Annotated in this window: 1 protein-coding gene; it reads left to right on the forward strand. The window is 45.1% G+C overall.

Features of this window, described 5'->3' with window-relative positions:
• Positions 1-115: 115 nt before the first annotated feature.
• Positions 116-793, forward strand: a 678-nt coding sequence (locus STRDD11_RS09840; protein ID WP_277592890.1) for a PEP/pyruvate-binding domain-containing protein, incomplete at its 3' end; no start/stop codon positions are given.

Here is a 793-nt window from a genome sequence, read left to right on the forward strand (position 1 = left end):
AAAAGAAAAAGTCAATAAAACAGGATAATTTTTCTGTTGACTAAACCTATGTGATGTATATTACAATGTAATTGTCTTTTAATGTGACACATATTTAATAAAATTGGAGGCAAGTATGACGAAATGGATTTATTCCTTTGAAGAAGGACACGCAGATGACAAAGCAATGCTTGGCGGAAAAGGAGCCAATCTGGCAGAAATGACCAATCTGGGCCTGCCTGTTCCTCCGGGATTTACCATTACAACGCAGAGCTGTATGCAGTATTTAGCAGCCCCTTCATTTTTTGAATCAGATTTAAAAGAAGAAGTTTTGAAAGCGGTTGCTGACTTGGAAAAGAAAAGCGGCAAATTCTTTTCCGGCAATGAGTCCTCGCTGCTCTTGGTCTCTGTCCGCAGCGGTGCTAAATTTTCCATGCCCGGCATGATGGACACCATTCTCAATCTGGGTCTCAATGACCTGCGCGTGCAGACACTGGCCGAGCAGACCAGCCCTGACTTTGCCTACAACTGCTACCGCCGCCTGCTGCAGATGTTCGCCGATGTGGTTTACGGCATTCCCAAGGAGCAGTTTGATGAGCTTCTAGCTTTCTTTGAAAAAAATTCCCGAAAAAAGGTTCAGGAGTTTAGCTTGGAAGAGCATCAGGCGCTGATTGACCAGTACAAGCAGCTTTACCGCGAGCATTACCAAAGCTTCCCGCAGAGCTCCAAAGAACAGCTCTATGCTGCGATTAAGGCGGTATTTAAGTCTTGGAACAATCCGCGGGCCGAGGTCTACCGCAATCTCAATGACATT

It is taken from the genome of Streptococcus sp. DD11 (assembly GCF_001578865.1).
Classification (GTDB): domain Bacteria; phylum Bacillota; class Bacilli; order Lactobacillales; family Streptococcaceae; genus Streptococcus; species Streptococcus panodentis.